This is a genomic window from Synechococcus sp. BA-120 BA3, from assembly GCF_034931285.1.
Lineage (GTDB): Bacteria > Cyanobacteriota > Cyanobacteriia > PCC-6307 > Cyanobiaceae > Cyanobium.
Genome location: NZ_JAYGHZ010000004.1, coordinates 1 through 23,468, shown reverse-complemented (window position 1 = coordinate 23,468; position 23,468 = coordinate 1). Strand labels below are relative to the sequence as shown.

Genomic DNA, 23,468 nt, shown 5'->3' with positions numbered 1-23,468 from the left:
GGCTGAGGACCGTGCGCTGTCGGTCAGCAGCTCGATCCAGCGCGCGCGCATCTCAGGATCGGTTTCGTCGGCAAGCAGCTCAAGCCCGTTGTTCATCGCCCCGATCGGGCTCAGCAGGTCATGGCACAGCCGCGAGCACAACAGGCTGGCGAGTTCGGTTTCTGACAGGTCGGCGGAGCTGGGCATAGACTTGGGCGTGCCTTTGTGGCGGATGGACCGGAATGAACGCGCACAGGCCGAACGGCCGCGCTTGGTCGATGTGGCGAAAAGGCCGCACAGGTTCAAGCGTTATTCCGACCCGGCGGTGACGTAGCGGCAACAGGTGCGCCATATCCGATGGGAAGTTCAGTCGGTCAGTCGCAGCGAGACGGGATCGAATGCGCCCAGCAAGGTGCCGCCGCTGATGGCGTTCTACAGCCCGGATCCGGCCATGGGCGAGGCCCTCCGCCAGCTGATCGGCCGACTGGAGGCGGAGGGGCGCCCGGGGCTGGGGGAGCAGATCTCCGTCACCTGGCTCCGCTATGGCGATTCCCTGGTGGGCGCGGCCGAGGGCCTGGGCCAGGAGGAGTTCTGGGGCCGGACGGTGGCCGGCGCCTCCTGGGCGGGTCCGACGCCCCGCTATCCCGCCAGCGTGGTGAAGCTGGTCTATCTGGTGGCGGCCGAAGCCTGGCTGCAGCGCCAGCTGATCGAGGATGGGCCGGAGCTGCGCCGGGCCCTGGCCGACATGGTGCGCGATTCGGGCAACGACGCCACCAGCCTGGTGATGGACCTGCTCAGCGGCACCACCAGCGGTCCGTCCCTGCCGCCGGAGCGCCAGGCCGCCTGGTGCCGCCAGCGCCAGCTGGTCAACGACTGGCTGGCCCGCCTCGGCTGGAGCGAGGTGGCGGGGGTGAACGCCTGCCAGAAGACCTGGGCGGAGGGCCCCTATGGCCGTGAACGCGACTTCTACGGCCCCCAGCTGGAGAACCGCAACCGCCTCAGCACCGATGTCACGGCCCGCCTGCTGCACGCCGTGATGGCCGGCGCGGCGGTCTCCCCCCCGGCCTGTCGCCGCATGACGGCGCTGCTGCACCGCTCCCTCGACGCCCAGGCCCGGGCCGCCGATCCCGAGAACCAGGTGGATGGCTTCCTCGGGGCCGGCCTGCCCGAGGGGGCCCGGCTGTGGAGCAAGGCCGGCTGGATGAGCCAGGCGCGCCATGACGCCGCCTACGTGGAGGTGGACGGGAGGGCGCCGATGCTGCTGGTGGTCTTCAGCGAGGGTCGGGTGCGGGCCGCCGACGAGACCCTGCTGCCGGCCATCGCCGCCGCCCTGCTGGCCGCCTGACCCTGCCCCGCTGACGGCCCCGCCCCCGTGACGTCCCCGCCCCTCGATGTGGTTCCCCTCGCCCTGGGGGCGGCGGTGAGCCCGATGCTGCTGGTGGGACAGATGCGCACCCTCACCGCTCCGGGGTCCGGCGTGCGCCAGAGCTGGGCCTACGTCGCCGGCAACGCTGTCGTGGTGGTGGGCTGGGCGCTGGTGGGGCTCGGCTCGGGGGGATCCCTGCCCTCGCGCCCCGACGCCGGCGCCGATCCGGTGTCTGCCGGCGTCCGGCTGGTCCTGGCCGCCGTGCTGCTCGCCATCGGTGCCCGGGCCCTGCACCGCGAGAGCCCAACGGCCTCCCCAGCCCCGGGGGGCCAGTCCCTGGCCCGATCCTTCGGGCTGGGAATCGCCCTGATGGCCGGCAACCTCACCTCCCTGGTGCTCTACCTGCCGGCGCTGCAGGACCTGGCCCGCTCCGGCCTGGCGGCGGGCCCCCTGGCCGCCCTGGTGCTGCTGGTGAGCCTGGTCACCCTGGCGCCGTCGCTGCTGCCACCGGTGGTCCTGGTGCTCACGGGGGCCTGGGGTCGGGCCCGCCTCGAGCAGCTCTCCCACTGGACCCTGGCCCATCAGGGCCGGATCAACGGAGGACTCTGCTTTGGCTTCGCGGCTTATCTCGGCTGGAGCGGTGTCGCCAGGCTCTGAGCGGACCTGGCGACGGGGGCCCGGGTGGGCCTGGGGGTCGGGCCCACGGATGGGCCTGGAACGGAGAGGGAGGGATTCGAACCCTCGACAGAAGTTGCCTCCTGTAACTCCTTAGCAGGGAGCCGCTTTCAACCACTCAGCCACCTCTCCAGTGGCGAAGCGAGCTTATCAGGGCTCGGACTCGGGCCCCGGAGGCACGGCCAGACGGGGCAGGCGGTGCTTGAAGCCGCAGAGGATCTCCCAGGGGATGGTGCCGCAGCGCTCGCTCCAGTCGAGGGGGCTGATCGTCTCCCCCTCCTGGTCGCCCAGCAGGGTGACCATGCTGCCCACCTCGATCCCGGGGGCGTCGGTGGCGTCGATCACCAGCTGGTCCATGGTGATGGCGCCCACCTGGGGCAGGCGCCGGCCGTCGAAGAGGACGTCCATGCGGTTGGAGAGCTGGCGGGGCACCCCATCGGCGTAGCCGATCGACACCACCGCCAGGCGGCTGGGCCGGCTGGTGCGGTAGCGGTGGCCATAGCTGACGCCGACCCCCGCCCCCACCTGGCGCAGAAGGGTGACGCGGGCGTGGATCTGCAGGGCGGGCCGCAGGGGCACCACCCCGGCCAGGTGGGCCGCCGGCGGCTGGCCGTAGAGGGCCAGCCCCACCCGGACCAGGTCGTAGTGCTGGGCGTGTCCGCGCAGGGTGGCCGCCGAATTGGCCAGATGACGGCAACCGGCCCCCAGGCCCTGCTCGGCCAGGCTCGTGAGGACCGTCTCGAAGCGCTGCTGCTGGAGCGCGTTGAGGCCGTCGTCCTCCCCAGGAGTGGCATCGGCGCAGGCCAGATGGGAGTAGAGGCCCGCCAGCTCAAGGGCCTCCATGCCCTGCAGGGCCGCCACCAGCCGCGGTCCCTCCTGCCAGTCGGCGCCGAGGCGGGCCATGCCGGTGTCCAGCTTCAGCTGCACGGGCATGGGGCGGCCGCTGCCGCTGGCCAGGTTCTGGCAGAGCAGGGCTTCCCGCATGCTGCTGAGGGTGGGCATCAGCTGCCAGCGCAGGCAGCTGCGCAGCTCCTCGGGCTGGGTGAGGTTGCCGAGCACCAGCACCGGAGCGGAGATGCCGGCGCGGCGCAGCTGCAGCCCTTCGGCCAGGGTGGCGACCCCGAAACAGGCCGCCCCCGCCTCCAGGGAGGCGCGGGCCACCGTCAGGGCGCCGTGGCCGTAGGCGTCGGCCTTGACCACCGCCATCAGCTGGGTGGCCGGGCCGACGTGGCGCTGCAGGGCCCGCACGTTGGCCTGGATGGCCGCGGTGTTCACCTCCACCCAGGCCCGCTGCCGCGACTGGTGGGTCTCCTCGGTCGCACCGGTGCCGGCAAGCGAAGCGGTGGTCATGGGCGACGCCGGTGCGAGTGAACCATGGAAATCATGGGAATCCCGTTAGCATGCCGCGTATCCAGCGGACGGGAATGGGCCACGTACTCGTTCTGAATGCGTCCTACGAACCGCTGAACATCACCACCTGGCGGCGCGCCATGGTGATGCTGCTCAAGGGGAAGGCCGAGGGGCTCGAGCACGACCCCGAGCGGGCGATCCGTCCGGACCATTTCCTGCCCACGGTGATCCGGCTGCGCCAGTTCGTGCGGGTGCCCTACAAGCCGCTCCCCCTCACCCGCCGCAATGTCTTCCATCGCGACGGCCACGCCTGCCAGTACTGCGGCTACACCGGTGAGCAGCTCTCCATCGACCATGTGGTGCCCCGCAGCCGGGGCGGCACCGATGTCTGGGAGAACGTCACCACCGCCTGCCTGCCCTGCAACGTGCGCAAGGGCAACCGCACCCCGCGGGAGGCGGGGATGCCCCTGGCCCGGGAGCCCCGCCGGCCCCTGGGCAGCCTGAGCTTCGAGGCCAACCGGCGCATCCGCTCCGGCCAGCACCAGGAGTGGGCCAAGTACGTGATCGGCGCCTGATCCGCCCCCCGTCGTCACTGGCCCCATCGGATCTTCATCCCCCGGTTCCGGTGGCCTCGAGGGCGAGGGCCTCCAGCCCCTGCCGCTGCTCCTCGGCGATGCAGGCCCCGATCAGGTCGTCGATCTGGCCGGCCAGCACGGGCTCGAGGGAGAAGTTCCGCCCCAGACGGTGGTCGGTCACCCGGTTGTCCTTGGCGTTGTAGGTGCGGATCTTCTCGCTGCGGTCGCCGCTGCCCACCTGGGCGCGGCGCACGGAACGCTCGGCGGCGTTGGCTTCGGCCAGCTGGCGCTCGTAGAGCTTGGCCCGCAGGATCTCCATGGCCCGCTCGCGGTTCTGCAGCTGGGAGCGCTCCTGGGTGCAGAACACCCGGATGCCGGTGGGCTTGTGCAGCAGGTCGACCGCCGTCTCCACCTTGTTGACGTTCTGGCCGCCGGCGCCGCCGGAGCGGGCCGTGCTGATCTCCAGATCCCCGGGATCGATCTGCACCTCCACCGGATCGGCCTCCGGCATCACCGCCACGGTGGCGGTGGAGGTGTGCACCCGCCCCTGGGATTCGGTGGCCGGGACCCGCTGGACGCGATGCACCCCCGCCTCGAACTTGAGCCGGCTGTAGACCCCGTCGCCGCGGATCGCGAGGATCAGCTCCTTGTAGCCCCCGAGGTCGGCCTCCGAGGCACTGACGGGTTGCACCTGCCAGCCCTGGCCCTGGGCGTAGCGCTCGTACATGCGGGCCAGATCTCCCGCCCAGAGGCTGGCCTCATCGCCGCCGGCACCGGCGCGGATCTCCAGCATCACGCTGCGCTCGTCGCGGGGATCCGAGGGCAGCAAGCCCAGGGTGAGGCGCTCGTTGAGGGCGCCGATCTGCCCCTCGAGGCTGACCAGCTCCTCGCTGGCCATGGCCGCCAGTTCCTCGCCGGCGGGGTCGTCGCGGTGGGCCCGCAGCAGGGCACGGGCCTCCTCCCGTTCCTGCTCCAGCTTGCGCAGCCGCTGGTAGTCGTTGACCAGGGGCTCCAGCCGCGCCCGTTCCCGGGCGATCGCCTGCAGGCGGGCCGGATCGGAGGCCACCTCTGGATCCGCCAGCTGGCGCTCCAGGGTCTGGAAGGTGCGGCAGGCGGTGTCCAGCCGGGATTGCAGCAGCTCGGAATCCATGGGGGGCACCGGCAACAAAAAGGGCCGGGTGCGTCAGGCACCCGGCCAAGGCAGAACCGGACCTCCCAGAGGTCCGGAGGGCCGAGCGGTCGCTCAGGCCGAGAGACGCGTCAGGCTTCGGAGGCCGCCGCCGCTTCCGCCGGGGTGGCGGCGGCTTCGGAGACCTTCTCGGTGGCCTTGGCGGCCTTCTTGGCCCCCGAAGCGGAATCGGCGCTGCCCATGCCGTACTTGCGCATGAAGCGGTCGACCCGGCCCTCGGTGTCGAGGATCTTCTGGGTGCCCGTGTAGAAGGGGTGGTTGCCGCTCCACACGTCGACCGTGATCTCGGGCTGGGTGGAGCCGGTGGTCATCACCACCTCTCCGTTGCAGATCACCTTGGCGTCCGGATACCAGGTGGGATGGATGTCGGCTTTCGGCATGACGGGAATCAGCGCTTGGAGAACTGGGGAGCCTTGCGGGCTTTCTTGAGGCCGTACTTGCGACGCTCCTTGGCCCGGGGATCGCGGCTCAGGTGGCCTTCGATCTTGAGGGGCTTGCGGTTGTCGGGGGAGAGATCGCACAGGGCGCGGGCCGCACCCTGCTTGATGGCATCGGCCTGGCCGGTGAGACCGCCGCCGCGCACGTTGACCAGGAGGTCGTACTGGGCTTCCAGACCCAGGGTCTGCAGGGGAGCCTTGACCGCCGCCAGGTAGACGGGGTTGTAGTTGAGGTAGTTGTCGCCGGGGCGGCCGTTGATGGTGACGCTGCCGCTGCCGGGGACCACCCGCACACGGGCGACGGCGGTCTTGCGACGGCCGGTGCCCCAGTAGACGACGCGGTTGGAGGTGCTGGTCATTGGGCGGCGGCGGCGGGATCGAGGGCGAGGGGCTGGGGCTGCTGGGCGGCGTGGGGATGCTCGGCACCCTTGTAGACCTTCAGCTTGCGGAACAGCTGGCGGCCCAGGGCGTTGTGGGGAAGCATGCCCTTGATGGCCTTCTCGACGATCCGCTCCGGCAGGCGGGCCTGCAGGTGCTCGAAGGTTTCGGTCTTCATGCCGCCGGGACGACCCGAGTGGCGCCGATAGATCTTCTGGGTGGCCTTGTTGCCGCTGACGCGCACCTTGTCGGCGTTGATCACCACCACGAAGTCGCCCGTGTCGAGGTGGGGCGTGAAGGTGGGCTTGTTCTTGCCGCGCAGCACCTGCGCCACTTCACTGGCGAGACGGCCGAGGGTCTGGTCCGCTGCGTCGACCAGATACCACTGGCGCTCGAGCGAATCGATGGAGGGTGGGGTTGTCTTGTTCATCGCGCCGGCGGGCCGGTTTGGGGTGAGCCCATCGCAGCCGGATGGGTCGGGACAGGAAGAATCGACCCTACCGTGTCGCCGGAACCGGCGAATTCGGAGAAGTGCCGTCAGCCTGGGGCCACCGGTTGGGGCTCCCTGCAGGGCACTCAGCCGATCGGTTCGTCGCCGAAGGGATCGGCGGGAGGATCGCGCGAATCCAACAGAAATCGCGGTTGACAATCATACCAGGAGGCCTCAGGGAACATTGGCTCCGGATAGCCCACCCGCAGCAGGCAGAGGCCCTGGGGCGGTGCGGCCTCCTTGACGGCGTGGCGGGCGCCGCTGCGCCAGCGGTGCAGAAACTCCTCAGCCGCCAGGCGACCCTCCCCCACCGCCACCAGCTGGCCCATCAGCAGGCGCACCATGCCGTAGAGGAAGCCGCTGGCCTGCACCTCGGTGACCAGCAGATCGCCGCAGCGCTCGACCCGCACCTCCTGCAAGGTGGTGCGGGCATGGGCGCGGCGGCTGCCCGCCCGCTGGAAGGCGGAGAAATCGTGCTCGCCCAGGAGGGCCTCGAGGCACCCGGCCATCCGAGCCTCATCCAGGCGCCACTGGTAGCGGTGCCAGCTCCAGGGGGCGAGGAAGAGGTTGGGGGTGCGGGCGTTGTGGATCGTGTAGCGGTAGCGCCGGTAGGTGGCGTTGAAGCAGGCGTGCCACTCAGGGGGCACCTCGGCGGCGGCCCTCACCCGGACCGTGGGCGGCAGGCGGCCGTTGAGGGCCTTGGCCCAGCGGGTCACGGGGATGGGGCCGATGGCATCGAAGTGCACCACCTGGGCGGCGGCATGGACGCCGGTGTCGGTGCGGCCCGCGGCCACGGACCGGACGGGCCGGTGCGGGTCGAGGGCCTCGATGGCGGCCTCCAGGGTTTCCTGGACGCTGAGATGGTGGGCCTGCCGCTGCCAGCCGTGGAAGGCGGACCCGTCGTACTGCAGCGCGAGGGCGATTCGTTTCAGACCCGTCGGTTCAGACCAGCTCGATGATGGCCATCTCGGCGTTGTCGCCCCGGCGGCGGACCGTGCGGATGATGCGGGTGTAGCCACCCTGGCGATCGCCGTAGCGGTCCTGGGCCTTGTCGAACAGGGCGTGCACCAGCTGCTTGTCGTAGATGTAGCCGATGGCGCGGCGGCGGGCGGCGAGGGTGCCGTCCTTGGCCAGGGTGATCATGCGCTCGGCTTCATCACGCAGGGCCTTGGCCCGGGCCTTGGTGGTGGTGACGCGGCCTTCACGGATGAGCTGGGTGGTGAGACCACGCAGCATGGCCTTGCGTTGGTCGGCGGGGCGTCCCAGCAGGGGGACTCGGCACTGGTGTCGCATGGTGGGGACGGGGCGGGTGGCGAAACGGGGAAGGGGAAACCGCCTTTCAGCCGCTGGTGCGGCTCTGGGGCAGGGAGATGCCGATCCTCTCGAGAGCCTCGATCACCTCGTCGGCGGACTTGGAACCGAAGTTCTTGATCTCCAGCAGGTCTTCGTAACTGAAGCCCATGAGGTCGGAGACGGAGTTGACCTGGGCGCGCTTGAGGCAGTTGTAGGCGCGCACGGAGAGGTTCAGCTCCTCCAGGGGAATCTGGGCCTCGGCCGAAGGCTCGGGCTCCAGGCCGGGCTCCTCGGTCATGGTGAGGGTGGCCAGGGGCTGGAACAGGCTGATCAGCTGGTTGGCAGCCTGGGCCATGGCGTCGTCGGGGGTGACGCTGCCGTTGGTCTCGATCTCGATGCGCAGGCGCTCGTGGGCCGAACCCCCCTCGCCGACAGCCGTCTCATCGACGGTGTAGTTGACCCGGCGGACGGGCATGAACACGGCGTCGATCTGCAGCAGATCGATGGCGGAGGTGTCCTCGTTGTGGCGATCCACCGGCCGGTAACCCACGCCGCGCTCGACGTGGACCTCCATCTCCAGGCTGTGGCCCTCGGCCACGGTGGCGATCTCCCGATCGCCGTCGATCACCTGCACCTGGGGGGAGAACTGCAGATCCGAGGCGGTGACCCTGGCCGGGCCGTTGACCATCAGACGGCCGATCTCCAGGTCGCGGCTGCGGCTGTTGACCGGCACCGACTTGCAGTTGAGAAGGATGTCGAGCACGTCCTCGCGCACGCCGGGCACCGTGGCGTACTCGTGGTTGACCCCGGAGAGACGCACCGCCGTGATGGCGCTTCCCTCGAGACCACCGATCAGCACGCGCCGCAGGGCGTTGCCGAGGGTGGTCGCCTGACCCCGGTCCAGGGGGCCGATCAGGAAGACGCCCGTCTGGGAACGGTCGTCGGCGACCTGGTGCTCGACCCGATCGATCTGGTAGTGCAACACGGTCTGAGGAGGTGAAAAGGGAACGGTGGCCGCGATGGCGGCCCGGGAAAGGCGGGACGGAGGCCGGAGGAGCTCCGGGGACTCAGACCCGGCGGCGCTTGGCCCGGCGGCAGCCGTTGTGGGGCAGGGGGGTGACGTCGCGGATCAGGGTGATCTCGAGACCCGCCACCTGGAGGGCGCGGATGGCGGTTTCCCGGCCGGAACCAGGGCCGCGCACCAGCACTTCGATCTGACGCATGCCCTGCTCGAGGGCGCGACGGGCGGCGGCTTCGGCGGCGGTCTGGGCGGCGAAGGGGGTGCCCTTGCGGGCTCCCTTGAAGCCGCTGGCGCCGGCCGACGACCAGCTCACCACCTCACCGGCGGTGTCGGTGATGGAGACGATCGTGTTGTTGAAGGTGCTCTGGATGTGCGCGACGCCATTGGGCACGTTGCGCTTGGCCTTCTTGGGGCCGGTCTTCTTGGCTGGTTTGGCCATGGCGGTGACCCCGCGGCTGCGGGGAGGTGATCGGAGGACTGGGGGGGAATCCCGGTGACGACCTCCGCAGAGGGAGGGCGGCGGGACTGGAGGCGATGGGCGGCCGCGAGGAGCCCAGGGCCATGGAGCGGTGCAGGCAGGGAAGGGAGGACGGGCCCGAGGGCCCGCCGCTCACTTCTTCTTGCCGGCGACGGTCTTGCGGGCGCCGCGACGGGTGCGGGCGTTGGTGCGGGTGCGCTGGCCGCGCACGGGCAGGCCCATGCGGTGGCGGCGACCCCGCAGGCAGCCGATGTCCTGGAGGCGCTTGAGGGCCATGCCCTCCTCGCGCCGCAGGTCGCCCTCGAGGACGAAGGAGTCGGCGGCGCCGCGCAGCTTCTGCACGTCGCCGTCGCTGAGGTCCTTCACCCGGATGTCGGGGTTGACCCCCGACTTGGCAAGAATCTTGCGGGCCCTGGTGAGCCCGATCCCATACACGTAAGTGAGTGAGATCTCAACCCTCTTGTCACGAGGGATATCGACACCGGCGATCCGAGCCACGTCAGGAAACGATCAGAGGGCAGAGGGGGTGGCGGCCGAAGGCGGCCGCCGTGGAAGCGTGGGGGGTCAACCCTGACGCTGCTTGTGCTTCGGGTTGGTGCAGATCACCATGACCCGGCCGTGGCGACGGATCACCCGGCACTTGTCGCACATCTTCTTGACTGAGGCACGCACCTTCATGGGCGTTGTGCTCTCCGAATTTGCAAACAGCTACCTTATCACATCATTCCGTCAAGCTGGCTACGATCCTCGCTGCGATCTCCTCCACGGTGCCGGAAGCCTCCACAGGGGCCAGCAGGCCCAGCTGGCGGTAGTGGTCGATCAGGGGCGCGGTCTGCTCCTGGTACACCACCAGGCGGTTGCGGATCACCGCTTCGTTGTCGTCGGCCCGGCCGCGGGAGAGCAGGCGCTGGATCAGCACACCGTCCTCCAGCTCCAGCAGCAGCACCCGTTCGATGCGCTGGTCGAGCTCCGCCAGCAGGCCGTCAAGGGCCTCGGCCTGGGCGAGGTTGCGGGGGAAGCCGTCCAGGAGCCAGCCGCCCGTGTGCCCCTCCAGGCGGCTGCGCACGATCGCCAGCACCAGGGCGTCGCTCACCAGCTCGCCGCGGGCCATCACCGCCTCCGCCTCCTGGCCCAGGGCTGTGCCGGCCTTGACCTCGGCCCGCAGCAGTTCGCCGGTGGAGAGATGCAGCAGCCCGTGGCGTTCGGCCAGGAGTTCGGCCTGGGTGCCTTTGCCGGCGCCGGGGGGACCGAGGAAGAGGAGTCGCTGTTTCATGGGAAGGGAAACGGGGGAATGGGCCTACTGGCGGACCAGTCCTTCGTAGCGCTGGGAGATCACGTAGGTCTGGACCTGCTTGGCGGTGTCGATGGCCACGCCCACCAGGATCAGCAGGGAGGTGGCCCCGAGACCCTGGAACGTGCGCACCTGGGTGGCGCCTTCGACGGCCGAGGGGATGATGGCGATGGCACCGAGGAACAGGCCCCCCAGCAGGGTGAGCCGGTTGGAGACGCCCGAGAGGTAGTCGGCGGTGGCCGAGCCCGGCCGAACCCCGGGGATGGCGACGCCGGAGCGCTTGAGGTTGGTGGCGATGTCCACCGGGTTGACGGTGAGGGAGGCGTAGAAGAAGGCGAAGCCGCAGATCAGGGCGAAGTACACCAGGGCGTACAGCCAGGGGGTGCTGCTGGTGGGGTTGAGGTAGCCCGCCACCCGGATCAGCCAGGGGCTCTTGGTCAGGTTGGCGATCGTCAGCGGCAGGAAGACCACCGCCGAGGCGAAGATGATCGGCATCACGCCGCCGGCGTTGAGCTTCAGGGGCAGGTAGCTCTGGCGGGAGGCCAGGGTGCTGGCCCCGCCCACCTGGCGCTTGGCACTGACGATCGGGATGCGGCGGCTGCCCTCCTGCAGGAAGATGATGCCGACGATCGTCACCAGGAAGACCAGCACCAGCACGACGATGCCGCCCACCGTGGCGCGGTCACCGCTCTGGGCCAGCTGGATGGTGGAGCCCAGCGCCTTGGGCAGGGTGGCGACGATGTTGATGAAGATCACCAGGGAGGCCCCCTGGCCGATGCCCCGTTCGGTGATCACCTCGCTGATCCACATCACCACCATCGAGCCGGTCACCAGGGCCAGGCTCGTCTGGACGACGAACAGCCAGTCCGGCAGGCCGGGCAGGGCGTACTGGCGCAGGATCAGGGCGAAGACGATGCTCTGGAGGATGCCCCAGCCGAGGGCCACGTAGCGGGTGATCTGGGCCAGCTTGCGGCGCCCCGCCTCCCCTTCGTTCTTCTGCAGCTCCTCGAGCTGGGGCAGGGCCGCCGTCATCAGCTGGATGATGATCGAGGCGTTGATGAAGGGCAGGATGCCCAGGGCGAACACGCCCAGGGTCGACAGGCCACCGCCGGTGAAGATGTCGAGGAAGCCGATCAGCTGGCCCCCCTGGCGGATGAAGTCCTGGAAGGCGACCCGGTCGATGCCGGGCACCGGGATGTAGATGCCGAGTCGCACCAGCAGCAGCAGGCCCAGGGTGGTGAGCACCCGGTCCCGCAGGCCCTTCGACTGGACCAGCTGCACGAGGATTTCAGCGGCGCTCGGATTGCGCCCCCGGCTGAGGAGCATGGTGATGTCGGGAGTGGAGGGAACGGGTCGCTACGACCGGAGCCGCCTGCCGCAGCACAAGGCTACGGGCAGGCGGCTCGCGGCTGGGGGCAGGGCAGGGCCCGGCCTCAGTCGATGATCTCGCAGGTGCCGCCGGCGGCTTCGATCTTGGCGCGGGCCGAGGCGGTGAAGGCGGCGGCCTGGACCGTCAGTTTCACCGTCAGTTCGCCGTTGCCCAGCACCTTCAGCGGGTAGCGGGGGCTGGTGACCAGACCCGCCTGCTCGAGGGAGTCGAGGCTCACCGTGCTGCCGGCCTTCAACTCACCCAGCCGCGACACGTTGATCACGGTGTAGTGGGTGGGGTTGATGACCGGGAAGTGCTTGAGCTTCGGGATCCGGCGGTAGAGGGGCATCTGGCCGCCCTCGAAGCCGGGGCGGGTGGGCCGGCCGGAGCGGGACTTCTGGCCGCGCATGCCGAAGCCGCAGCTGGCGCCCTGGCCGGCGGCGATGCCGCGACCCTTGCGCAGCTTGCGCCGGCGGGAGCCCGTCTGGGGCTGGAGACTGTTGAGAGAGAAGGACGTCATGGCGGGCCTCAGGAGTAGATCTGCTCGAGGGAGATGCCCCGCTCCTTGGCGGTCTCCTTGTGGGTGCGCAGGCCTTCGAGGGCCTGCATGGCGGCGCGGGCGTTGTTGAGCGGGGTCTTGGAGCCCAGCCGTTTCGCCAGCACGTTCTTGATGCCGGCCAGTTCGAGCACGGTGCGGATCGAACCGCCCGCGATCACCCCGGTACCGGGGGCGGCCGGCCGGATCAGCACGCTGGCGGCGCCGTCGCGGCCGTTGCTGAGGGTGGGGATCGAGCTGGTGCGGGTGAGGGGCACCTTGACCAGATGCTTCTTGCCGTCGGCCACGCCCTTGCGGACGGCGCCGATGACATCGCCGGCCTTGCCGACGCCCACGCCCACCTGGCCGCGTTCGTTGCCGACGACGACGATGGCCCGGAAGCTCATCTTCTTGCCGCCCTTGACGGTCTTGGAGACGCGGCGGATCTGAACCACCCGCTCCTGCCATTCGGAGTCGCGTTCCTGGCCGCGGCGGTTGTCGCGGCCACGGCCGCCGCCACCGCGTCGGTCACCCTTGGCATCGCCGCGGCCACCGCCGCCGCCGCCCCGGCGCTGCTCCTGCTGGCCTTCGGCAGCGGCGGGGACGTCGGAGGCCGCAGGCACGGCGCCGGTCTGGATCTGGTCGTTGGTTTCGGTCATGGTGAGAGCAGGGATCAGAACTGAAGGCCCGCTTCCCGGGCGGCGTCAGCAAGGGCCTTGACCCTGCCGTGGTACAGGTTGCCGCCGCGATCGAAGACCACCTGCTGGATGCCCTTGGCGAGGGCGCGCTGGGCGACGAGCTGGCCCACCGCGATGGAGGCCTCGCAGTTGGCGCCCGCCGTGACGCTGGTGCGCAGGTCCTTGTCGAGGGTGGACGCGGCACAGAGGGTGCTCTGGGCGTCGTCGTCGATGACCTGGGCGTAGATGTGATTGTTGGAGCGGAACACGGCCAGCCTGGGACGGTCGGCGGTGCCGGAGAGCAGACGACGCAGGCGGCGGTGACGCTTCTGGGTCTGCTGTTTGCGGGAGAGGGAAGACATGGGGGATCAGACGGATGACGCTCGAGCAGACCTCATTTCTTGCCGGTCTTGCCGGCCTTGCGCAGAATCCGCTCACCTTCGTACTTGATGCCCTTGCCCTTGTAGGGCTCGGGCGGACGGATGCCGCGGATCTTGGCCGCCTCGTTGCCCACCAGCTCCTTGTCGGGGCCGGAGACGAAGACCGAGGTGTTGTTCTCGACCGAGAAGGTGACCCCGTCGGGGGGGACCATCTCCACCGGGTGGCTGTAGCCGGCGCTGACCACGAGCTTGCGCCCCTGGACCTGGGCGCGGTAGCCCACACCGACGATCTCGAGCTTGCGGGTGAAGCCCTGGCTGACCCCTTCCACCATGTTGGCGACGAGGGTGCGGCTGAGGCCGTGGCGCTCCCGGGAGCGGCGGTGGCTGCTGGTGGGACTCACCACCACCGTGCCGCCTTCCTGGCTGACGCTGACGCCCTCCGGGAGAACGCGGCTGAGTTCCCCCTTGGGACCCTTCACGGTGACCGAAAGGCCGTCGAGGCTGACGGTGACCTTGTCGGGGATGGGGATCGGGGCTTTACCGATACGAGACATGGAACAACTCCTGGGATCAGTAGACGTAGCAGAGCACTTCGCCGCCGACGCCCTGCTTGCGGGCATCACGGTCGCTCATCACACCCCGGGAGGTGGAGATGATCGCCACGCCGAGGCCGCCCAGCACCTTGGGCAGCTGGCGGGTGTTCTTGTAGATGCGCAGGCCGGGCTTGCTCACCCGCTGCACGGAGCGGATGGTCGGCTGGCGGTGCTTGCCGCTGTACTTCAGCTCGAGCACCAGCTGGCGCTGCACACCTTCGCCTTCCTCGGCGATGGCGCCGATGAAGCCTTCCTGGTGCAGCACGTTGGCGATGCTGCGGGAGAGCCGGGAAGCGGGAATCCTGGTGCGCTCGTGGCGCTTCTCACTCGCATTGCGAAGGCGAGTGAGCATGTCTGAGATCGGGTCGTGGTTGGCCATGGTCGTGTCCGGGAGGGGGCTCAGGTATTGCGGAACGGCATTCCCATTTCGCGGAGGAGGGCCCGGCCCTCTTCGTCGTTACGGGCGTTGGTCACGATCGTGACGTCCATCCCCCGGATGGCATCGATCTTGTCGAAGGAGATCTCGGGGAAGATGATCTGCTCCCGGATCCCCAGGGTGTAGTTGCCCCGGCCGTCGAAGCTCTTCGGGCTCACGCCGCGGAAGTCGCGGATGCGCGGCAGCGCCAGGTGGATGAGACGCTCCAGGAAGGCATACATCCGCTCGCCCCGCAGGGTGACGGCCACGCCGATCGGCATGCCCTGGCGGATCTTGAAGCCGGCGATGGCCTTCTTGGCGCGGGTCACCACCACCTTCTGACCGGTGATGGTCGCCAGTTCGGTGATCGAGGCCTCGAGGGCCTTGGCGTTCTGGGCGGCTTCACCGAGGCCCCGGTTGACGGTGACCTTCACCACCTTGGGAACCTCGTGGACGTTGGAGAGGTTGAGATCCTTCAGCAGCTTGGGCTGGATCGTCTCCCGGTAGCGCTGTTTGAGTGACATGACGGGGGGATGGGGGGGCGCTTCTGGACGTGGTCAGAAGGCGGACGGGGGAGGGAGGCTGGGACGCGGAGCGTGGGGGGCGTCGCCGAGGGGTGCTTGGGGGGCGACGCAGCAGGGGGCGGTCAGTCGAGCACCTCCCCGGTCTTCTTGAGGCGGCGCTTCTTGCTGCCGTCCTCCTGCACGACGATCTCCATCCGGCTGGCCACCTTGTTGGCGGTGGAGTACAGCATCACGTTGGAGGCATGCAGGGACGCCTCTTCGGTGACGATGCGGCCGGTCTCGCCCTCCTGGGTGGGCTTGACATGGCGGGTGCGCAGGTTGACGCCCTGCACCACGACACGGTTCTCGTTAGGCAGGGTGCGCAGCACCTCGCCGGTCTTGCCCTTGTCCTTGCCGGCGATCACTTGGACGGTGTCACCTTTGCGGATGCGCATCTTGATGCGCTGGACGGGCCGGGCCTTGGGGGTTGCGGTGGCCATCTCAGATCACCTCCGGAGCGAGGGACACGATCTTGGTGAAGTTGCGCTCCCGCAGCTCCCGGGCGACCGGGCCGAAGACGCGGGTGCCCTTGGGGTTGTTGTCGGTCCCCAGGATCACCGCCGCGTTGTCGTCGAAGCGGATGGCGTTGCCGGTGTCGCGGCGCAGCGTGGCCCGGGTGCGCACCACCACGGCCTTGACCACATCCGACTTCTTGACGCCCATGTTGGGCATGGCGTCCTTGACGGCGGCCACGATCACATCGCCCACGTGGGCGTAGCGACGGTTGGTGCCGAGCACCCGGATGCACTGGATGCGCTTGGCGCCGCTGTTGTCAGCGACGTTGAGGAAGGTTTCCTGCTGAATCATGGGGAGTTCCTCAGCCGGCGCTGGTGGTGGAGAGAACCTCAGCGACGGCCCAACGTTTGGTGCGGCTGAGGGGGCGGGTCTCGGTGATCCGGACCCGGTCACCCACGCGGCAGCTGTTGGCTTCGTCGTGGGCTTTGTAGCGGGTGGTGCGGCGGACGGTCTTCTGATAGATGGGATGGGGGAAGCGGTTTTCCACCGCCACCACCACCGTTTTGTCCATCTTGTCGCTGACGACGGTGCCGACCCTTTCCTTGAGTGCCATGGGGATCGAGGGGGAATCAGGAGGCGACGGTGGAGCTCTGACGCTCCTGCTGCACCGTCAGCAGGTGGGCCAGCTTGATGCGGGCTTCCTTGAAGCGGTGCGGGTGCTCCAGACGGCGGGTGGCCTGCTGGAAGCGGAGGTCGAACAGTTCGCGACGGACGCCGTCGATCTGTTCGCCGATCTGGGCGTCGCTGAGCGAGCGCACATCGGTGATGGTGGGACGGGCCATGGTCAGGACTCGACGGCGAGGGCGGGTTCGGGGGCGGCAGCCTCCTGATCGGCCAGGGCGAGGAACTTCGTCTTGACCGGCAGTTTGTACTGGGCCAGACGCATGGCTTCCTTGGCGATCTGGGGGGTGATCTCTGGGCCGCCCATCTCGAAGAGAATGCGGCCCGGCTTGATCACGGCCACCCAGAATTCCGGGTTGCCTTTACCGGAACCCATGCGGGTTTCGGCCGGCCGCATGGTGACGGGCTTGTCGGGGAAGATCCGGATCCAGATCTTCCCGCCCCGCTTGACGTAGCGGGTCATGGCACGGCGGCTGGCCTCGATCTGGCGGGAGGTGATCCACCCGCACTCCTGGGCCTGCAGGGCGAAATCGCCGAAGGCGATGGTGTTGCCGCGCGTGGCGATGCCGCGCATGCGGCCTCGCTGCTGCTTTCGGAACTTGACGCGTTTTGGACTCAGCATGGTTCAGGCCTCCTGATCACTCCTCGTTGGAGCGGTCTTCGAACTGTTGCGGCCGGCGGTTGGCGCGGCGTTTCGGTGCTCCACCCACGGGCAGCTGGTCCTGCTGACCGGGAAGCACCTCCCCTTTGAACACCCAGACCTTGATGCCCAGCACCCCGTACGTGGTGGTGGCCACCTTGGTGGCGTAGTCGATGTCGGCGCGGAGCGTGTGCAGGGGCACGCGACCCTCGCGGGTCCACTCCGTCCGGGCGATCTCGGCGCCGTTGAGGCGCCCGCTCACCTGGAGCTTGAGACCCAGCACCCCGGCCCGCTGGGCGCGTTGCACCGCCATGCGCATGACGCGCCGGAAGGCCACCCGCTTCTCCAGCTGCTGGGCGATGTACTCGGCCAGCAGGAAGGCGTCGGCGTCGACCCGCTCCACCTCGACCACGTTGATGCGCACCTGACGGTGGGCGTCGCCGAGGGTCTTCTGGATGCCGGTGCGCAGCTCCTCGATGCCGCTGCCCTGGCGGCCCACGAGAACGCCCGGACGGGCGGTCTTGAGTTCCACTTCGAGCTGGTCGGCCTTACGGGCGATCAGCACGTCGCTGATGCCGGCGGCGGCGTACTTCTTGTTGATGAACGACCGGATCCGGTCATCCTCCTGAAGGAGGACGGGGTAGGTCTTGCTTGGGGCGTACCAGCGGGAGCGGTGGTCCTGGGTGATCCCCAGGCGCAGGCCGGTTGGATGGATCTTGTGTCCCATCGGGCGGTGTCCTCGGGGGTCAGGCGGTGGGCGCTGCCACAGCAATGCTGATGTGGCAGGTTTGCTTTTTGATGGCGTAGGCGCGGCCCTGGGCCCGGGGCCGGAACCGCTTCAGGGAGGGGCCCATGTCGGCGCTGGCCTGGCTGATGACCAGGGTGGCCGGATCGAGGCCGAGGTTGTGCTCGGCGTTGGCGACCGCGGAGCGGAGCACCTTGGTGATCGGGCCCGTGGAGCGGTAGGGCATGAACTCGAGCATGATCAGGGCGTCGCGGTAGGTGCGACCCCGGATCTGATCGAGAACCCGGCGCACCTTGGACACGGAACCGCGGATGAAGCGGCCGTGGGCCAGGGCCTGGGTGTCGGGTGTGGTGGTTGCCATCGGATCAGCGGCCTCCCTTCTTGTCTTTGATGTGACCGCGGAACGTGCGGGTGGGGGCGAATTCGCCCAGCTTGTGGCCCACCATCTGCTCCGTCACGTAGACGGGCACGTGGGCCTTGCCGTTGTGAACGGCAATGGTGTGGCCGATCATCATCGGCAGGATGGTGGAGGCCCGTGACCAGGTCTTGATCACGGTCTTGTCGTCGGCAGCGTTCTGCTTCTCCACCTTGCGAAGCAGGTGGTCGGCGACGAACGGGCCTTTCTTGAGTGAGCGTCCCATGGCGGATCAGGCGAACAGCAGAGCGGTGTGGGTCATCAGGAGTCGCGTCCGCCACGGCTCCGTTTGGAGGTGCGGCGTCGTTTCCGCAGCACGAACCGGTTGCTCGGCTTGTTGCGCTTGCGGGTCTTGAGGCCCAGGGCGGGTTTGCCCCAGGGCGTGACCGGACCGGAACGGCCGATCGGTGCCCGGCCCTCACCACCACCGTGGGGGTGGTCGCAGGGGTTCATGACGCTGCCGCGCACTTCCGGACGGCGGCCCAGCCAGCGCTTGCGGCCGGCCTTGCCCAGGCTGGTGTTGCGCTGCTCGGCGTTGCCCACCTCACCGAGGGTGGCGTAGCACTCCCGGCGCACCAGCCGCACCTCGGTGGAGGGCAGCTTGAGGGCGACGTAGTCCCCTTCCTTGGCCACCACCTGGGCACTGGCCCCGGCGGTGCGGACCATCTGACCGCCGCGACCGGCGTAGAGCTCCACGTTGTGGACGCTCGAGCCCAGGGGGATGGCCGAGAGGGGCAGGGCGTTGCCGTTCTCGATCGGGGCGTCGGGGCCGGAGATGACGCTCTGGCCCACCGCCACGTTGGCGGGAGCCAGGATGTAGCGCTTCTCGCCGTCGGTGTAATAGAGCAGCGCCAGGCGGGCGTTGCGGTGCGGGTCGTAGTGGATCGCGGCCACCTTGGCGCTCACCCCGTGCTTGTCGCGACGGAAGTCGACGATGCGGTAGAGGCGCTTGTGGCCACCGCCGCGGTGGCGGCAGGTGATCACGCCGCGGTTGTTGCGACCCTTGTGGCGGTGCTTGGACACCACCAGGCCCCGTTCCCGGTTCTTGCCCGTGATGTCACTGAAATCAGTGACGACCAGCGTGCGGGTGCCGGGGGTGTTGGGCCTGTAGTTGCGGATTGCCATGACGTTTAAGACCCCTCAGGACTCAGGGAACAACTGGATGGCGTTGCCTTCGGCAAGGCGCACCACCGCTTTCTTCACCTGGGCGCGTTTGCCGGCGAAGCGCCCCACCCGACGGGTGCGGCGGGGGGGATTCATGGTGCTGACGCCGACGACCTTGACATCGAACAGATGTTCGACGGCCGCCTTGATGTCGGGCTTGGCGGCCCGATGGTCCACCTCGAAGGTGTACTGGTTGATTTCGATGGCGCGGGTGGCCTTCTCGGTGATCAGCGGGCGACGGATCACGTCCGCCAGCCGGCCTGCAAAACGCTCAGACATCGCCGTAGACCTCCTGAATCTTCGCCAGTGCCTCTTCGCTGAGCACCAGCTTGTTGGCATGGAGCAGATCGAACACATTCAGCTGATCGGCGGCGATCAGCTTCACCTTCTCGAGGTTGCGCACCGAGCGGGAGACCGCCTCGGAAGCGCCGTCGAGGATCAGCAGCACCTTGGCGCCGGCGTCGATGCCGAAGCGGGCCAGGGCGGCGGTGATCTCCTTCGTCTTGGGGGTGTCGAGCCCTTCGGCGAAGCCCTTCACCACGGTGATGTCCGCGACGCGGCTCATCAGGGCGGTGCGCAGGGCCAGGCGGCGCTCCTTGCGGTTCATCGACACCGCATAGCTGCGGGGCTTGGGACCGAAGATGACGCCGCCACCGGGCCGCAGCGGGGTGCGGATGGAACCCTGGCGCGCCCGGCCGGTGCCCTTCTGCTTGTAGGGCTTGCGGCCGCCGCCGGCCACTTCGGCCCGGGTGAGGGTGCTGGCGGTGCCCTGACGGGCGTGGGCCAGCTGGCGGACCACGGCGCGGTGCAGCAGGCCGTTGGCGGATGTTTCCTTGGCGACCTTGAGGTCGAGGGGAGCCTTGCCGCTCTCCTTGCCTTGCCAGTCGCGGATCACACAGTCAGTCATGGGTGTTCTCCTCAGTTCGCTGCGGGGACGCCCACCCGCCGGGCCGGGCGGATGTCGAGCAGGGCGCCGGGCTTGCCGGGAACCGAGCCCTTGACGACGAGCAGATTGCGTTCCGCATCCACCTTGAGGATGGTGAGGCCGCGGGTGGTGATCTGCTTGCCGCCGTAGCGGCCGGCCATCCGCTTGCCGGGGTAGACCCGACCGGGGGTGGTGCCGGCGCCGGTGGAACCCGGTTCGCGGTGGTTCTTGGAGCCGTGGCTCATCGGACCGCGGCTGAAGCCGTGGCGCTTCTGGTAGCCGGAGAAGCCGCGGCCGATCGTGTCGCCGCTGACGTCGACCTTCTGGCCGGGGGCGAAGTCACCGACGGTGACGGCGGCCCCGAGCTCGAGGCCGTCGATGGCCTCCAGCCGGTACTCCTTGAGGTGCCGCAGGGGCGCCTCACCGGATTTGGCCAGGTGGCCCTTGGCGGGCTTGTTGACGAGCTTGTCGCGCGTCGCGCCGAAGCCGAGCTGCACCGCGGTGTAACCGTCGGTGGCTTCGCTCTTGAGTTGGGTGATGCGGCAGGGACCCGCTTCGATCAGGGTGACCGGAATGGATTTGCCTTCGTCGTCGAAGAACTGGGACATACCCAGCTTCTTCCCGAGAATGCCGATGGACATGGGAGGGAGAACAACACCAGCTGGACTGCCGCGGCGTGCCGCCAGGACGACGGGCCGAGACCCGACATCCATGGGGGACCCGCTGGGCGGCGGGGGGCTGAATTCGTGGAATCGCAGATCGACCCGAGGGTCAGGTGCTAGCGAGGCGAATCAGCGGGGCTGGGACTTGCCGGAAGCGGTGAGGCCTCGGGCAGTATCCCGACGGTCCGGACAGCGACGAGCGCTGCGGGAGTCGTACGGGCCGGGAAGGGTTCGTCACCACTGACGGACCCCGTACCGTTCTCTGGAGGCCCGGCTAGCGGACGGGCACAGATCATCGGCACAAGAGACAACAGTACCCCATGGTGTGCACCACCACCCCTGGGACCTTCATCGGCTGCCAGACTCAGCCCCGATTCGCCTGCCGCTCCCGATGCCCCTGCTGATGACCGGCCGTGGTTTCCGCACCGAGCTGGAGCGCTGCGGTGCGCTTGCCCTGTTCGTTCCCCTGGAGGGCGGCGCCGAGACGCGGCTGTTGCGGCGGCTGCGGGCGGCCGGGTACCGGGCCCATCTCACCTCCGCCCGCGGGCTCGGGGATCCGGAGGCCTACCTGCTGCAGCTGCACGGCATCCGGCCGCCCCACCTGGGCCACCACAGTGTCGGCCGGGCGGCCGCCGTGGGCGAGGTGCAGCGGGTGATGCCCCAGCTGGGCCCTGCGCTGGCCGGCGAGGGCCCGGTGCTCCTGTGGTTGCTGGAGGGCCAGGTGCTGAGCAGCTCCGAGCTGGCCGCCCTCTGCGAGCTCTGCCGCCGCGAACCGCGCCTGAAGCTGGTGGTGGAGATGGGCGGCGCCCGGGCTCTGCGCTGGCAGCCCCTTGAGCAGCTCGTGGCCGCCTGAGCTGAGTTCACCCCATAGCCTGGGCCCGTTCCGCGGACTCCAGGGCCTTGAGTGAGCGGCTCGGATTGATCTGGGGTTCGGCCTTCTTCGCCGGCTCCCTGGCCCAGGCCACCGCCTGGCTCACCGGCCAGCCGGCGGTGGTGCTGCTGCTGGCGATCGGCCTGCTCACGGGCCATGCCGGTTTCGACCTGGTCCATCCCGAGAACCTGGGCGCCGGCCTGGAACCCCTGGTCGGTCTGCTGGTGAGCCTGGTGCTCTTCGACGGGGGGCTCAACCTGCGCCTGGCCGGCCGCGACCTGCAGCGGTCGGTGCTGCAGCTGGTGCTGGTGCGGCTGGTGCTGGGCCTGCCACTGGCGGCCCTGCTGGCCCACGTGCTGGCGGGCCTGCCCTGGTCCCTGGCGCTGGTGTACGGCGCCATCGCCCTGGCCACCGGCCCCACGGTGGTCACCCCGATGGTGCGCCAGCTGCGCCTGGCACCGAAGCTGGGCCAGCTGCTGGAGGCCGAAGGGCTGATTCTCGAACCGGTCAGTGCCGTGCTGGGTCTGGTGCTGCTCCAGGTGACCCTGGGGGACCTGGGCAGCTGGCAGGAGGTGGCCTCCCGGCTGCTGCTGCGCCTGGGGGGCGGGGTGGTTCTCGGCGGCCTGGCCGGGCTGCTGCTCTCGGAGGCCCTGCGGCGCCTGGGGGGCGTGGCGGCGTCCCGCGGCTCGGAGGGGGCGCCCGCCGCCGCTGGCAACGGCCTGGAGCTCCAGCTCACCCTCGGCGTGCTGTTCCTGATGTTCAGCGGCTGTGAGGCGCTGCTGCCGGAGTCGGGCCTGCCGGCGGCGGTGGGCGCCGGGGTGGTGGTGGGGCTGCGCCTCGACGCCGCCGCCACCCAGCTCGACGAGCTGATCCGCCAGCTGGCCATGCTGGCCATCACGGTGCTGTTTCCCCTGCTGGCGGCCGATGTCTCCTGGGCCGAGCTGAGTCCCCTCGGCCTGGGCGGCCTGGGCTGTGTGCTGGCCCTGATGCTGGTGCGCTGGCCCCTGATCCAGCTGACGGGCCTCGGCCTGCCCAGCCTCGACTGGAAGGAGAAGGCCCTGCTGAGCTGGATCGCCCCGCGGGGCATCGTCACCGCGGCGGTGGTGAGCCTGTTCGCCCTCGAACTCGACCGGGCCGAGGTTCCCGGCGGCGCCACCCTCAAGGGGCTGGTGTTCCTGACCATCCTGATGACCGTGGGCCTGCAGGGGTTCACCGCCCCCTGGCTGGTGCAGCGCCTCGGGCTCGCCCAGCCCGAGGTCGTTCCGGAGCCGTCCGGGACCGGCTGAGGGCCCAGCCGCTGGCAGGATCGCTTCTCCCCCGCGCGCCATCCATGGGTGCCTTGCCCAGGGACCCCGCGCCGCTGCTCCGACAGGACCCCGAGCAGGCCCTGGCCGCCGGCGGCTGGGTGAAGCTGATCGGCGGGGCCAGCAACCAGGATCTGGCCGCCATCGAGGACCTGGCCGGGATCCACGCCCTGGCCGGGGTCCACTGCATCGATGTGGCCGCTGATCCGGCGGTGGTGGCCGCCGCCCGGCGTGGCATCGCCTGGGCCGAGGACCGGGGCGCGGCCCGCCCATGGCTGATGGTCAGCCTCAGTGACGGCCTCGACCCCCACTTCCGCAAGGCCTGGTTCGATCCGGTCCGCTGTCCGCCCGCCTGCCCCCGGCCCTGCGAGCGGGTCTGCCCCGCCCTGGCGATCGCCGGCACGGGGGTGGTGGAGGAGCGCTGCTACGGCTGTGGCCGCTGCCTGCCGGCCTGTCCCCTGGGGCTGATCGAGGAGCGCAGCCAGGTGCTGGAGGCGGCCGGCGTGGGGGCCCTGCTGGCGCAGTTGGCCCCCGACGCTGTGGAGCTGCAC

At 69.6% G+C, this 23,468-nt stretch carries 38 protein-coding genes and 1 tRNA gene; 6 read left to right on the top strand and 33 right to left on the bottom strand.

Annotated features, from left to right (window positions below; genetic code table 11):
* Positions 1–186 (bottom strand): hypothetical protein (locus VB737_RS00580; RefSeq protein WP_500310234.1); only part of this gene is annotated, 186 nt, incomplete at its 3' end.
* Positions 187–403: 217 nt separating this feature from the next.
* Between VB737_RS00580 and VB737_RS00575 the strand changes: the two genes are divergently transcribed.
* Together VB737_RS00575 and VB737_RS00570 are read left to right on the top strand one after the other, a co-directional pair.
* On the top strand, positions 404–1,324 hold the full coding sequence (locus tag VB737_RS00575; RefSeq protein WP_500310233.1) for a serine hydrolase: 921 nt from the start codon (positions 404–406) through the stop codon (positions 1,322–1,324).
* 27 nt (positions 1,325–1,351) lie between these two features.
* On the top strand, positions 1,352–2,002 hold the full coding sequence (locus VB737_RS00570) for a GAP family protein (protein ID WP_500310232.1): 651 nt from the start codon (positions 1,352–1,354) through the stop codon (positions 2,000–2,002).
* A 61-nt stretch (positions 2,003–2,063) separates the two neighbouring features.
* Here the strand turns inward: VB737_RS00570 and VB737_RS00565 are convergent.
* Positions 2,064–2,152, bottom strand: a tRNA-Ser gene (locus VB737_RS00565).
* An 18-nt stretch (positions 2,153–2,170) separates the two neighbouring features.
* Positions 2,171–3,370 carry an alanine racemase gene (alr, locus tag VB737_RS00560; protein ID WP_500310230.1) on the bottom strand — a complete coding sequence of 400 codons (1,200 nt, stop codon included), beginning with the start codon at positions 3,368–3,370 and terminating at the stop codon, positions 2,171–2,173.
* Between the two features lie 74 nt (positions 3,371–3,444).
* Here alr and VB737_RS00555 point away from each other — a divergent pair, with 74 nt between their 5' ends.
* The gene (locus VB737_RS00555; protein ID WP_500310228.1) at positions 3,445–3,945 is read left to right on the top strand and encodes an HNH endonuclease; all 501 of its coding nucleotides are present in this window, start codon (positions 3,445–3,447) and stop codon (positions 3,943–3,945) included.
* Positions 3,946–3,979: 34 nt separating this feature from the next.
* Here the strand turns inward: VB737_RS00555 and prfA are convergent, their stop codons facing one another.
* The 30 genes from prfA to rplC all read right to left on the bottom strand — a co-directional run bounded on the left by prfA (position 3,980) and on the right by rplC (position 20,721).
* Entirely contained in the window at positions 3,980–5,095 is a 1,116-nt protein-coding gene (prfA, locus tag VB737_RS00550) for a peptide chain release factor 1 (protein ID WP_500310226.1), read from the bottom strand.
* Positions 5,096–5,205: 110 nt separating this feature from the next.
* Positions 5,206–5,514: a 50S ribosomal protein L31 gene (rpmE, locus tag VB737_RS00545; RefSeq protein WP_500310224.1), complete on the bottom strand. Its 309-nt coding sequence runs from the start codon at positions 5,512–5,514 to the stop codon at positions 5,206–5,208.
* An 8-nt stretch (positions 5,515–5,522) separates the two neighbouring features.
* Positions 5,523–5,930 carry a 30S ribosomal protein S9 gene (gene rpsI, locus VB737_RS00540; protein WP_015109426.1) on the bottom strand — a complete coding sequence of 136 codons (408 nt, stop codon included), beginning with the start codon at positions 5,928–5,930 and terminating at the stop codon, positions 5,523–5,525.
* Positions 5,927–6,379, bottom strand: coding sequence for a 50S ribosomal protein L13 (gene rplM / locus VB737_RS00535; protein ID WP_500310222.1), 453 nt, complete (start codon positions 6,377–6,379; stop codon positions 5,927–5,929). Before rplM ends, rpsI begins: the two co-directional genes overlap by 4 nt.
* Before the next feature lie 146 nt (positions 6,380–6,525).
* Positions 6,526–7,371: a tRNA pseudouridine(38-40) synthase TruA gene (truA, locus tag VB737_RS00530; RefSeq protein ID WP_500310235.1), complete on the bottom strand. Its 846-nt coding sequence runs from the start codon at positions 7,369–7,371 to the stop codon at positions 6,526–6,528.
* A 10-nt stretch (positions 7,372–7,381) separates the two neighbouring features.
* Positions 7,382–7,732 (bottom strand): 50S ribosomal protein L17, encoded by a 351-nt coding sequence (gene rplQ / locus VB737_RS00525; RefSeq protein WP_015109423.1) that lies wholly within the window; start codon positions 7,730–7,732, stop codon positions 7,382–7,384.
* 46 nt (positions 7,733–7,778) lie between these two features.
* A complete protein-coding gene (locus VB737_RS00520) occupies positions 7,779–8,717 on the bottom strand; it encodes a DNA-directed RNA polymerase subunit alpha (RefSeq protein ID WP_094586008.1) in 939 nt (312 codons plus the stop codon).
* 82 nt (positions 8,718–8,799) lie between these two features.
* Positions 8,800–9,192, bottom strand: a complete 393-nt coding sequence (gene rpsK, locus VB737_RS00515) for a 30S ribosomal protein S11 (RefSeq protein ID WP_094586009.1) — start codon at positions 9,190–9,192, stop codon at positions 8,800–8,802.
* A gap of 171 nt (positions 9,193–9,363) precedes the next feature.
* Positions 9,364–9,729, bottom strand: coding sequence for a 30S ribosomal protein S13 (rpsM, locus tag VB737_RS00510; protein ID WP_015109420.1), 366 nt, complete (start codon positions 9,727–9,729; stop codon positions 9,364–9,366).
* Positions 9,730–9,795: 66 nt separating this feature from the next.
* Complete coding sequence (gene rpmJ, locus VB737_RS00505) at positions 9,796–9,909, bottom strand: 50S ribosomal protein L36 (protein WP_006173336.1); 114 nt, start codon at positions 9,907–9,909, stop codon at positions 9,796–9,798.
* Positions 9,910–9,952: 43 nt separating this feature from the next.
* Complete coding sequence (locus VB737_RS00500) at positions 9,953–10,504, bottom strand: adenylate kinase (protein ID WP_500310217.1); 552 nt, start codon at positions 10,502–10,504, stop codon at positions 9,953–9,955.
* Between the two features lie 24 nt (positions 10,505–10,528).
* On the bottom strand, positions 10,529–11,848 hold the full coding sequence (gene secY, locus VB737_RS00495; RefSeq protein WP_323206763.1) for a preprotein translocase subunit SecY: 1,320 nt from the start codon (positions 11,846–11,848) through the stop codon (positions 10,529–10,531).
* A 107-nt stretch (positions 11,849–11,955) separates the two neighbouring features.
* Positions 11,956–12,411 (bottom strand): 50S ribosomal protein L15, encoded by a 456-nt coding sequence (gene rplO / locus VB737_RS00490; protein ID WP_500310215.1) that lies wholly within the window; start codon positions 12,409–12,411, stop codon positions 11,956–11,958.
* A gap of 8 nt (positions 12,412–12,419) precedes the next feature.
* A complete protein-coding gene (rpsE, locus tag VB737_RS00485) occupies positions 12,420–13,085 on the bottom strand; it encodes a 30S ribosomal protein S5 (RefSeq protein ID WP_015109416.1) in 666 nt (221 codons plus the stop codon).
* 14 nt (positions 13,086–13,099) lie between these two features.
* The gene (gene rplR / locus VB737_RS00480; RefSeq protein ID WP_500310213.1) at positions 13,100–13,465 is read right to left on the bottom strand and encodes a 50S ribosomal protein L18; all 366 of its coding nucleotides are present in this window, start codon (positions 13,463–13,465) and stop codon (positions 13,100–13,102) included.
* Positions 13,466–13,497: 32 nt separating this feature from the next.
* Positions 13,498–14,037 (bottom strand): 50S ribosomal protein L6, encoded by a 540-nt coding sequence (gene rplF, locus VB737_RS00475; RefSeq protein ID WP_500310211.1) that lies wholly within the window; start codon positions 14,035–14,037, stop codon positions 13,498–13,500.
* Positions 14,038–14,053: 16 nt separating this feature from the next.
* Positions 14,054–14,455, bottom strand: a complete 402-nt coding sequence (gene rpsH, locus VB737_RS00470; protein ID WP_015109413.1) for a 30S ribosomal protein S8 — start codon at positions 14,453–14,455, stop codon at positions 14,054–14,056.
* Positions 14,456–14,475: 20 nt separating this feature from the next.
* Positions 14,476–15,015, bottom strand: coding sequence for a 50S ribosomal protein L5 (gene rplE, locus VB737_RS00465; protein WP_015109412.1), 540 nt, complete (start codon positions 15,013–15,015; stop codon positions 14,476–14,478).
* Positions 15,016–15,137: 122 nt separating this feature from the next.
* The gene (rplX, locus tag VB737_RS00460) at positions 15,138–15,494 is read right to left on the bottom strand and encodes a 50S ribosomal protein L24 (protein ID WP_500310208.1); all 357 of its coding nucleotides are present in this window, start codon (positions 15,492–15,494) and stop codon (positions 15,138–15,140) included.
* Between the two features lies 1 nt (position 15,495).
* Positions 15,496–15,861: a 50S ribosomal protein L14 gene (gene rplN / locus VB737_RS00455; protein ID WP_006173346.1), complete on the bottom strand. Its 366-nt coding sequence runs from the start codon at positions 15,859–15,861 to the stop codon at positions 15,496–15,498.
* A gap of 10 nt (positions 15,862–15,871) precedes the next feature.
* Entirely contained in the window at positions 15,872–16,123 is a 252-nt protein-coding gene (gene rpsQ / locus VB737_RS00450) for a 30S ribosomal protein S17 (protein ID WP_015109409.1), read from the bottom strand.
* Positions 16,124–16,139: 16 nt separating this feature from the next.
* Positions 16,140–16,352 carry a 50S ribosomal protein L29 gene (gene rpmC, locus VB737_RS00445; RefSeq protein WP_159820417.1) on the bottom strand — a complete coding sequence of 71 codons (213 nt, stop codon included), beginning with the start codon at positions 16,350–16,352 and terminating at the stop codon, positions 16,140–16,142.
* Positions 16,353–16,354: 2 nt separating this feature from the next.
* Complete coding sequence (gene rplP, locus VB737_RS00440; RefSeq protein WP_106221673.1) at positions 16,355–16,813, bottom strand: 50S ribosomal protein L16; 459 nt, start codon at positions 16,811–16,813, stop codon at positions 16,355–16,357.
* A gap of 16 nt (positions 16,814–16,829) precedes the next feature.
* Positions 16,830–17,558: a 30S ribosomal protein S3 gene (gene rpsC, locus VB737_RS00435; protein ID WP_015109406.1), complete on the bottom strand. Its 729-nt coding sequence runs from the start codon at positions 17,556–17,558 to the stop codon at positions 16,830–16,832.
* A gap of 19 nt (positions 17,559–17,577) precedes the next feature.
* Positions 17,578–17,937 (bottom strand): 50S ribosomal protein L22, encoded by a 360-nt coding sequence (gene rplV, locus VB737_RS00430; protein WP_015109405.1) that lies wholly within the window; start codon positions 17,935–17,937, stop codon positions 17,578–17,580.
* 4 nt (positions 17,938–17,941) lie between these two features.
* Entirely contained in the window at positions 17,942–18,217 is a 276-nt protein-coding gene (gene rpsS, locus VB737_RS00425) for a 30S ribosomal protein S19 (protein ID WP_015109404.1), read from the bottom strand.
* Positions 18,218–18,252: 35 nt separating this feature from the next.
* The gene (gene rplB, locus VB737_RS00420; protein WP_094586022.1) at positions 18,253–19,116 is read right to left on the bottom strand and encodes a 50S ribosomal protein L2; all 864 of its coding nucleotides are present in this window, start codon (positions 19,114–19,116) and stop codon (positions 18,253–18,255) included.
* A 15-nt stretch (positions 19,117–19,131) separates the two neighbouring features.
* On the bottom strand, positions 19,132–19,434 hold the full coding sequence (locus VB737_RS00415; protein WP_015109402.1) for a 50S ribosomal protein L23: 303 nt from the start codon (positions 19,432–19,434) through the stop codon (positions 19,132–19,134).
* Positions 19,427–20,062 (bottom strand): 50S ribosomal protein L4, encoded by a 636-nt coding sequence (gene rplD, locus VB737_RS00410; RefSeq protein WP_323305746.1) that lies wholly within the window; start codon positions 20,060–20,062, stop codon positions 19,427–19,429. The genes VB737_RS00415 and rplD overlap by 8 nt, the downstream gene beginning before the upstream one ends.
* Positions 20,063–20,073: 11 nt before the next feature.
* Positions 20,074–20,721: a 50S ribosomal protein L3 gene (gene rplC, locus VB737_RS00405; protein ID WP_500310202.1), complete on the bottom strand. Its 648-nt coding sequence runs from the start codon at positions 20,719–20,721 to the stop codon at positions 20,074–20,076.
* A gap of 412 nt (positions 20,722–21,133) precedes the next feature.
* Between rplC and VB737_RS00400 the strand changes: the two genes are divergently transcribed.
* The 3 genes from VB737_RS00400 to VB737_RS00390 all read left to right on the top strand — a co-directional run.
* On the top strand, positions 21,134–21,595 hold the full coding sequence (locus VB737_RS00400; protein ID WP_500310200.1) for an NAD(P)H-quinone oxidoreductase subunit N: 462 nt from the start codon (positions 21,134–21,136) through the stop codon (positions 21,593–21,595).
* A gap of 47 nt (positions 21,596–21,642) precedes the next feature.
* Complete coding sequence (locus VB737_RS00395; protein WP_500310198.1) at positions 21,643–22,899, top strand: cation:proton antiporter; 1,257 nt, start codon at positions 21,643–21,645, stop codon at positions 22,897–22,899.
* A 44-nt stretch (positions 22,900–22,943) separates the two neighbouring features.
* The coding region (locus VB737_RS00390) for a 4Fe-4S binding protein (protein ID WP_500310196.1) at positions 22,944–23,468 on the top strand (525 nt) is incomplete at its 3' end.

Excerpts from the sequence above, each read along its gene's own strand:
- rpsC (WP_015109406.1), bottom strand. The coding sequence starts at position 17,558 with ATGGGACACAAGATCCATCCAACCGGCCTGCGCCTGGGGATCACCCAG.
- rplD (WP_323305746.1), bottom strand. The coding sequence starts at position 20,062 with ATGACTGACTGTGTGATCCGCGACTGGCAAGGCAAGGAGAGCGGCAAG.
- rplQ (WP_015109423.1), bottom strand. The coding sequence starts at position 7,732 with ATGCGACACCAGTGCCGAGTCCCCCTGCTGGGACGCCCCGCCGACCAA.
- rpsE (WP_015109416.1), bottom strand. The coding sequence starts at position 13,085 with ATGACCGAAACCAACGACCAGATCCAGACCGGCGCCGTGCCTGCGGCC.
- alr (WP_500310230.1), bottom strand. The coding sequence starts at position 3,370 with ATGACCACCGCTTCGCTTGCCGGCACCGGTGCGACCGAGGAGACCCAC.
- rpsH (WP_015109413.1), bottom strand. The coding sequence starts at position 14,455 with ATGGCCAACCACGACCCGATCTCAGACATGCTCACTCGCCTTCGCAAT.
- rplB (WP_094586022.1), bottom strand. The coding sequence starts at position 19,116 with ATGGCAATCCGCAACTACAGGCCCAACACCCCCGGCACCCGCACGCTG.
- rpsK (WP_094586009.1), bottom strand. The coding sequence starts at position 9,192 with ATGGCCAAACCAGCCAAGAAGACCGGCCCCAAGAAGGCCAAGCGCAAC.
- rpsI (WP_015109426.1), bottom strand. The coding sequence starts at position 5,930 with ATGACCAGCACCTCCAACCGCGTCGTCTACTGGGGCACCGGCCGTCGC.
- VB737_RS00575 (WP_500310233.1), top strand. The coding sequence starts at position 404 with ATGGCGTTCTACAGCCCGGATCCGGCCATGGGCGAGGCCCTCCGCCAG.
- rplR (WP_500310213.1), bottom strand. The coding sequence starts at position 13,465 with ATGTCTTCCCTCTCCCGCAAACAGCAGACCCAGAAGCGTCACCGCCGC.
- secY (WP_323206763.1), bottom strand. The coding sequence starts at position 11,848 with ATGCTCCTCAGCCGGGGGCGCAATCCGAGCGCCGCTGAAATCCTCGTG.
- rpsS (WP_015109404.1), bottom strand. The coding sequence starts at position 18,217 with ATGGGACGCTCACTCAAGAAAGGCCCGTTCGTCGCCGACCACCTGCTT.
- rplV (WP_015109405.1), bottom strand. The coding sequence starts at position 17,937 with ATGGCAACCACCACACCCGACACCCAGGCCCTGGCCCACGGCCGCTTC.
- prfA (WP_500310226.1), bottom strand. The coding sequence starts at position 5,095 with ATGGATTCCGAGCTGCTGCAATCCCGGCTGGACACCGCCTGCCGCACC.
- rpsQ (WP_015109409.1), bottom strand. The coding sequence starts at position 16,123 with ATGGCACTCAAGGAAAGGGTCGGCACCGTCGTCAGCGACAAGATGGAC.
- rpmC (WP_159820417.1), bottom strand. The coding sequence starts at position 16,352 with ATGGCCCGTCCCACCATCACCGATGTGCGCTCGCTCAGCGACGCCCAG.
- VB737_RS00400 (WP_500310200.1), top strand. The coding sequence starts at position 21,134 with ATGCCCCTGCTGATGACCGGCCGTGGTTTCCGCACCGAGCTGGAGCGC.
- rplE (WP_015109412.1), bottom strand. The coding sequence starts at position 15,015 with ATGTCACTCAAACAGCGCTACCGGGAGACGATCCAGCCCAAGCTGCTG.
- rplM (WP_500310222.1), bottom strand. The coding sequence starts at position 6,379 with ATGAACAAGACAACCCCACCCTCCATCGATTCGCTCGAGCGCCAGTGG.
- rplO (WP_500310215.1), bottom strand. The coding sequence starts at position 12,411 with ATGACGTCCTTCTCTCTCAACAGTCTCCAGCCCCAGACGGGCTCCCGC.
- VB737_RS00555 (WP_500310228.1), top strand. The coding sequence starts at position 3,445 with ATGGGCCACGTACTCGTTCTGAATGCGTCCTACGAACCGCTGAACATC.
- rpmE (WP_500310224.1), bottom strand. The coding sequence starts at position 5,514 with ATGCCGAAAGCCGACATCCATCCCACCTGGTATCCGGACGCCAAGGTG.
- rpmJ (WP_006173336.1), bottom strand. The coding sequence starts at position 9,909 with ATGAAGGTGCGTGCCTCAGTCAAGAAGATGTGCGACAAGTGCCGGGTG.
- rplP (WP_106221673.1), bottom strand. The coding sequence starts at position 16,813 with ATGCTGAGTCCAAAACGCGTCAAGTTCCGAAAGCAGCAGCGAGGCCGC.
- VB737_RS00500 (WP_500310217.1), bottom strand. The coding sequence starts at position 10,504 with ATGAAACAGCGACTCCTCTTCCTCGGTCCCCCCGGCGCCGGCAAAGGC.
- VB737_RS00415 (WP_015109402.1), bottom strand. The coding sequence starts at position 19,434 with ATGTCTGAGCGTTTTGCAGGCCGGCTGGCGGACGTGATCCGTCGCCCG.
- rplF (WP_500310211.1), bottom strand. The coding sequence starts at position 14,037 with ATGTCTCGTATCGGTAAAGCCCCGATCCCCATCCCCGACAAGGTCACC.
- rplX (WP_500310208.1), bottom strand. The coding sequence starts at position 15,494 with ATGGCCACCGCAACCCCCAAGGCCCGGCCCGTCCAGCGCATCAAGATG.
- rplN (WP_006173346.1), bottom strand. The coding sequence starts at position 15,861 with ATGATTCAGCAGGAAACCTTCCTCAACGTCGCTGACAACAGCGGCGCC.
- rplC (WP_500310202.1), bottom strand. The coding sequence starts at position 20,721 with ATGTCCATCGGCATTCTCGGGAAGAAGCTGGGTATGTCCCAGTTCTTC.